The following is a 6,106-nucleotide window of genomic DNA, read 5'->3' on the forward strand; positions in this document are numbered from 1 at the left end:
GGCGGGCCTAGCCCGTCCCCGGACATTCCCCCAACGCTCATATTATCTGGAGTGAAATCATGACGAACCGACGCAAATCCGAGCCTCCGGCTGCCGGACTCGACATAATCGCGGACTGCAAAGAATACGTGATCGACTATCTCACAAAGAGCTTTCCTGTCCGGCTGATGGCGGTGTTCACCGACGAAAACGGCAATCCGCGCTCCGAGCCCATGACTGATGAGCAAGGCGCACCGGTGCTGTGCCGCTCGGCGCTTGCTGCGCGCGACCGGATGATCGAGCAGCTCTGCGCCTTGCCGCCGATTGCCACGGCCCTTGATGCCATCATCGAACGCTTCGGCGTTGATGAGGTGGCGGAAGTGACTGGCCGAACTCGCCGGTTGATCGTCGGCCGCGATGGTCGTCAGAAACTCCAATCCCGGTCGCCGCGCGCCAACGTCGCCGAGACCCAGGCCTTCATGGGCGGCGCCAAGCGCATACTGGTGTTCTCCGATGCCGGTGGAACCGGGCGCAGCTACCATGCCGATCTGGCCGCGAAGAACCAGGCCCGCCGCGTGCACTTCCTACTCGAGCCTGGCTGGCGGGCTGACGCCGCAATTCAGGGGCTCGGGCGGACCAATCGCACCAATCAGGCCTCTGCGCCGCTGTTCAGACCGGTGACTACCGATGTGCGCGGCGAGCGCCGGTTCATCTCAACGATCGCCCGGCGCCTCGACAGCCTCGGCGCTCTGACCCGCGGGCAGCGCCAGACCGGCGGGCAAAACCTGTTCGATCCGGCCGATAATCTCGAAAGCATCTACGCAAAGGAAGCGCTCCATCGCTGGTTCGGCCTGTTGTTCACCGGCAAGCTCGAGGCGGTCAGCCTTGGGCGCTTTCAGGAGCTGACGGGCCTAAGGATCGAAGCACCCGATGGTTCAATGGTCGATGACCTGCCCTCGATCCAGCGGTGGCTCAATCGTATCCTCGCGCTGCCCATCGCCCTGCAGAACGCGATTTTCGACGAATTCATGGGGCTGGTCGAAGCGCGCATTGATGCCGCCCGCCAGGCTGGCACACTTGATCTTGGCTTGGAGACGATCGCAGTCGAGGACTTCGCGGTCCTGTCTGATACGCTGCTGCGCACAGATCCAGCCTCGGGCGCGACCACCCATCTCCTGGAACTGGAAATCGCCAGAGCCCTGAAGCCGCTCACCCTGAAACGGCTCGAGGAGCTCCACGGCCTCACCGGGCAGCGACAGCGACTGGTTCGGAACGCCCGCTCTGGTCGCGTCGCTCTGCTGGTGCCCGCCCGCAGTATTCTTGCCGATGACGGGACGCGCGTGACCCGCTTCGAATTGCTGCGTCCGCTGGGGCGCAGTCACATCACTGAGGATCAGCTGGCTGAGAGCAGCTGGGAGGACACTGCCATCGGCGCTTTCCGCGAGGCCTGGGCTGCCGAGGTGGAAGAGGCGAGGACGAGCCATAAGCGCGAGCGCCTCTATCTTGCGACGGGCCTCCTGCTTCCGGTCTGGGACAAGCTCCCTTCGGACTTCGTGAGGGTGAGCCGCATCTCGGCGGCGGATGGCCGTTCGCTCCTCGGCCGCGAGGTTCCCGTCCACTGCGTGCCCGAACTGTGCCGGGCGCTGGGTCTGGAACAGGAACAAACGCTCTCTGCTGATGAAGTTGTTCAGACCGTCCTGGCGACGGGCAGGGCCACGCAGTTCGCGGCCCGCGAGAAGCTCATGGTCAAACGCAGCCTAGTCAATGGCTCACAGCGAATTGAGCTTACGGGATGGAGTGCGGCACGCCTCGACTGGTACAAGGCTCAAGGCTGCTTCACCGAGATCATACGATACCAGACCCGGCTCTTCGTGCCGATCGAGGGTGCGGCGGGCGTGATTGCGAGATTAGCGTCAAAGGCATAGTTCCTTGCCAAATGGCATTGTTTACTATATATGATGCCATATGGAGAATTACCATGCTGGCTCTGCAACCCATTGATACAGCCGTTACCGCGTTCCGGCCCGATCCGATTACCCAGGATGAGGCAGCTGCCATGTTCCGGGCAGTCCTCAATCTGTTCGGCAAGTGGGATCTAACCGACGAGCAGGCTGCGACCCTGCTCGATATGCCAGTGCGCTCGTATCGCCGCTGGAAGGCGGAAGGCCCCGGGCGCGTATCGCGCGATGGGCGTGCGCGTCTTTCCAACCTCATGGGGATCCACAAGGCGCTTCGCATCATCTTCTCGGAGGCGACCCGCGGGTACACCTGGATCAAGGCAGCGAATGAAGCGTTCGGCGGAGCCAGTGCGCTCGAAGTCATGCTCGGGGGCGAACTCACCGACATCATGCGGGTGCGTCGCTACCTCGACTCCGAGCGTGGTGGCTGGTGAGCGGAACGGCGGCTATCCCTGTTTCTCGGGTTGAGTGGAAGGGCGCTGTCAGGATCATCCGCAGCGCCTTTCCGCCGATCGACCTGTTCGAAGACATCGCTGATCCGGCCGACTGGCCACTGTTGATCTCGGCAGAGCAGAAGACCAATCCCCGCATCATGGCGACGATTGGCAATCTGGACCTGGTCCCTGTCGACCGGCGAGTAGGAGGCACTGGCGCTTCCTACCTCATGGCGCCGTTCACCCATGTCAGCACCGACAGGCCAAGTCGCTTTACCGATGGCAGCTATGGTGTGCTCTATGTCGGGGACCGGTTTGAAACCGCGCTGTTCGAGACGATCCACCACCATGCCCGCTTCATGGCGCGAACTGGGGAAGCGCCTGGATGGACCTCGCAATTCCGGGAGATCGTCATGTCAGTCGATGCTGACCTCCATGATCTCAGATCTGCAGATGCAGAACCGACCCCGCTGCTGGACCCTGACAGCTACGCGGCATCTCAAGCTCTTGCTGCGAATCTCAGGGGCTCGGAATCCAACGGCATTGTCTACCCGAGCATCCGTCATACTGGTGGGGAGTGCGTCGCACTCTTCTACCCGGACTGCGCGTCAAACCCCTTGCAGGGACGACACCTCGATTATCACTGGGATGGCCAGCGCGTTGACCTTGTCCGTGATGTCGGGTCAGGGGCTGTTTTCCGGATCGTCGATTTGCCGCCCGATCCTGTCTGACCGCATGAGTTTGGCTTCGGGCCGAGTGCTGTAGGATCTCCGAGCACAGTTTCCGGCCAGCAGACTCAAGTCTGCGCACCAGCCTTCACGAGTTCATGAAGGGCTTTGTCCGGCGAAACCGGGCCCTTGTACAGCGGGCTACACGGTGTCTCCGCTAGCTTGACGGAAATCGCCAAAAGGTCGTCATCATCACCCTTTTCATAGGCATAAGCAGCCAGCCAAAATTCGGCCTGCTTAACGAACTCATTGAGGATGCCGACGACGCTCCGGTTCGCAGTTTTCGAGTACTGGACCTTGTCCATCCGCCAGACTTCCTGGGCAATGAATTCGCTTGGGACGTTATGCTCCTTCAGAACCAGCGCCAATTGTGCGGGGAATCTTCGAGCAAGCGTGGCCGCCGGGGCCAGAGGCATAAGCACGGGAAGCAGCGTGCGTTCCGAAACCAGCAAAGCCACTTGCGGCTTCCAGAACAGGACCGTGGCATACCAGTTGCCCAGCGCGGTGTCGTTTTGTCCCGGCTCAGCGATCTCAGGCTTGATCCGATCTAGCAGCTTCTTGGTGCAGTGGAGGTGGAACATCGCGGCGAAAGGATAATGTTATGTGCTCAGCGCGTCCATAGACGCCACCGCCTTGTCGCTGGAACGGAAATGACCCGACCAATGCCGGTCTATGAGATCGGCCAGCGCAATCGTCTGCTCCAGACATTAGCAGTCAATGGGTTAGGTCAGGCACGTCCGACAGCACGTGCCGGTATTTCAGATATTCACGGGGGTAGATTCTACTTTCCAAAAGCTGCCATCTGTTCATCTGTGAGAAGCGCTTAATGGCGGATAATAGGAGAGACCGTGAAGGGCTCGATTCAGGCAAACTATGAAGAGCGGCTTTCCCGCTATGTCACGCTTATCCAAGGCGCGGAGCCGCCGGGCCTCGTGCCCAAGCTAGCAGTCTATCGCGAGCTTCTCAGACAGCACAGCATGCACGGGGACCGACTGTGGAAGATCGAGCCGGTCCTCCATCCCTTGATCTTCGCAGCCGAAACCGATCTGTATCTTGCAACAGCGCGACTTCTGGAGGAACCGCGCCGCGCAGAGGGAAGCTTGTTCGCATTCCTTCACTTTTGCATGAAGAACCAAGCGAACATCACATGGAAATCCGGACCGCCACCGGTCGAGGTCCTGGAGAAACAGTTCAACGAGTTGGAATCGCGGCGCAGCACGATCAATGCGATCATGGGACGCCGCGACAAGTTTTTTGCTCATCTCGACAAGCGCTATTTTAAGGAGCCGGCGCGCATCTATGTCGATTATCCGCTGGAAGCGGACGACGTGATCGCACTGGTGAACGCCGTGATTGGGGTGATCACCGAGCACCAGTGGAAGCTGAAGGAGAGCGCCGCCATCAGCGTCGCTGAATTCTACACGATTTGCGTCGATAACATGGTGCGCAATCTTGAGGCTGGCCGCCGAAAGAACTTCCCCGGGCAGCTAGATTGACCCATTAGCCTGTGTTCAGGGCGGGGGCTGGCTTCCACACAAGTGGATGCCAATACAAGTGATGCCAGCCGCCCGAAGCGGCCCGGCTTCTGTTCCTCCGGTTCGAGGCGTAAAGATGTAAGCTCGCCGTTCGGCTGAACCAAAGTGTTTGTGCATTGACGAAAATTTGGAGTACTGAATGAAGTTCGCCGAATATGAGAATGGTGGCAAAGCACTGTACACGGATTTTGCGGGAGCGGTGGCCGCGATCCTCAATGCGGCGATTGTTGAACATAACGACCTTCGGCTCCAGAACATACAGCACCGTGCAAAGGCCGTTGAATCGTTGCGGGCGAAGCTCGTCAGGGCGGAGGCGTCAGCGGATGCCGAGATCGCCGACTTTGCAAAGGACGTCGCGGGATGCCGGCTTATCTTTTACACGAACGGAGATGTCCACCGCTTTGGGCAAAGTGGCATTTTGCGGGAAAACTTCGCAGTCGATTATGATCGCTCAAAAATCCATTATCCCGACAGCAAGGAAGACGGCGCGGAATTCTTCATCTCTGAAAATTGGGTTGTTACGCTGAGCGATGCGCGCTGTGCGTTACCTGAATATCGACGGTTTGCCGGCTTGCGCTGTGAGATCCAGGTTCAAACCATCCTTGATCACGCTTGGGCCGAGATGGCACACGATACCATCTATAAGCCGATGACCGATGTGGGTTTTGGCGCGGCCAAGGTCGAGGCCATGCGCAAGCGTCTTCGCAAGGTCATGCAGGAGTTTCTTCAGCCGGCGGGCTACGCATTTGACAAGATCGCAAGCGATTATGTGCAGTTGCGTGACGGTAAAGCAATCTTCGACGGCGACGCGCTGGGTGCGATCCAGGCCTGCGTTGACCGCAACTGCCTCAACGACGCTGTCGACAAGTTCTCGAATTATGTGCTGCCCAACTACGATGACTATATTGCGGCCGCTCCCGACATCATAGACACGTTAGCAGGTGCGATCATTCGGGCCCCAACGATGGCTGATGTGCCGAACATGGCCTTTGGTCGCGAGTATCCCGGAACCAAGAGCGACGCACTGATCACCAAGATCAGCCGCATCTTGGCGAGCGGATACCTCCTGTATGCCAACCCCGAACGCATGTTCGACGCGCTGATCAAGATGCGCCAAGCTATGACGACTGAAGATGAGCGCAAGCCAATCGACGACCTAACTCGGCGTTTCGCGCAGCACGATCGTCATGCTTGGGAACAGGTAGGGCCTGGCCTCCAACGCCTGCTCGTCGACCGCATCGCCAGTTTCGACGACGCTGCGCTCGCGGCAGCATCGCCCAGCGTCATTATCATGCTGCGTGAGGCACTTTCAAGTACGGTGACGGGAACGACGTCGCAGGCAGAGTGAGTAGCCCCTAGATTTCTGGACGCCTTCGATCCTAATTTTGAGGACAGGAGGCGATGATGGGAAAGCCCAATTTCAGTGATGAGTTCAAGCGTGATGCGGTGGCCCAGATCACCGAGCGCGGATA

The 6,106-nt window shown here is 59.4% G+C and carries 6 protein-coding genes; 5 read left to right on the forward strand and 1 reads right to left on the reverse strand.

The window, feature by feature from the left end; all coding sequences use genetic code 11:
• The first annotated feature begins 212 nt into the window (after positions 1 to 212).
• Genes EH199_RS24110 through EH199_RS24120 form a run of 3 tightly spaced genes read left to right on the forward strand, consistent with a single transcriptional unit; the run spans position 213 to position 3,102 of the window.
• On the forward strand, positions 213 to 1,904 hold the full coding sequence (locus tag EH199_RS24110) for a strawberry notch C-terminal domain-containing protein (RefSeq protein WP_223806918.1): 1,692 nt from the start codon (positions 213 to 215) through the stop codon (positions 1,902 to 1,904).
• Positions 1,905 to 1,957: 53 nt separating this feature from the next.
• Positions 1,958 to 2,371: an MbcA/ParS/Xre antitoxin family protein gene (locus tag EH199_RS24115; protein WP_124811556.1), complete on the forward strand. Its 414-nt coding sequence runs from the start codon at positions 1,958 to 1,960 to the stop codon at positions 2,369 to 2,371.
• Positions 2,368 to 3,102 carry an RES family NAD+ phosphorylase gene (locus EH199_RS24120; protein WP_124811557.1) on the forward strand — a complete coding sequence of 245 codons (735 nt, stop codon included), beginning with the start codon at positions 2,368 to 2,370 and terminating at the stop codon, positions 3,100 to 3,102. The genes EH199_RS24115 and EH199_RS24120 overlap by 4 nt, the downstream gene beginning before the upstream one ends.
• 65 nt (positions 3,103 to 3,167) lie before the next feature.
• Here the strand turns inward: EH199_RS24120 and EH199_RS24125 are convergent, their stop codons facing one another.
• Complete coding sequence (locus EH199_RS24125) at positions 3,168 to 3,680, reverse strand: hypothetical protein (protein ID WP_124811558.1); 513 nt, start codon at positions 3,678 to 3,680, stop codon at positions 3,168 to 3,170.
• Between the two features lie 267 nt (positions 3,681 to 3,947).
• Between EH199_RS24125 and EH199_RS24130 the strand changes: the two genes are divergently transcribed.
• Both EH199_RS24130 and EH199_RS24135 read left to right on the forward strand, forming a co-directional pair.
• The gene (locus EH199_RS24130; protein ID WP_124811559.1) at positions 3,948 to 4,595 is read left to right on the forward strand and encodes a hypothetical protein; all 648 of its coding nucleotides are present in this window, start codon (positions 3,948 to 3,950) and stop codon (positions 4,593 to 4,595) included.
• Between the two features lie 178 nt (positions 4,596 to 4,773).
• The gene (locus EH199_RS24135; protein ID WP_124811560.1) at positions 4,774 to 5,982 is read left to right on the forward strand and encodes a RelA/SpoT domain-containing protein; all 1,209 of its coding nucleotides are present in this window, start codon (positions 4,774 to 4,776) and stop codon (positions 5,980 to 5,982) included.
• The last annotated feature ends 124 nt before the right edge of the window (positions 5,983 to 6,106 follow it).

The sequence above is a fragment of the Novosphingobium sp. LASN5T genome (genome assembly GCF_003856955.1).
In the GTDB taxonomy this organism is placed as follows: Bacteria; Pseudomonadota; Alphaproteobacteria; order Sphingomonadales; family Sphingomonadaceae; genus Novosphingobium.

What these genes read in the sequence shown, in the direction of transcription:
- EH199_RS24135 (WP_124811560.1), top strand. Translation starts at nt 4,774, where the DNA reads ATGAAGTTCGCCGAATATGAGAATGGTGGCAAAGCACTGTACACGGAT.
- EH199_RS24110 (WP_223806918.1), top strand. Translation starts at nt 213, where the DNA reads ATGACTGATGAGCAAGGCGCACCGGTGCTGTGCCGCTCGGCGCTTGCT.
- EH199_RS24115 (WP_124811556.1), top strand. Translation starts at nt 1,958, where the DNA reads ATGCTGGCTCTGCAACCCATTGATACAGCCGTTACCGCGTTCCGGCCC.
- EH199_RS24125 (WP_124811558.1), bottom strand. Translation starts at nt 3,680, where the DNA reads ATGTTCCACCTCCACTGCACCAAGAAGCTGCTAGATCGGATCAAGCCT.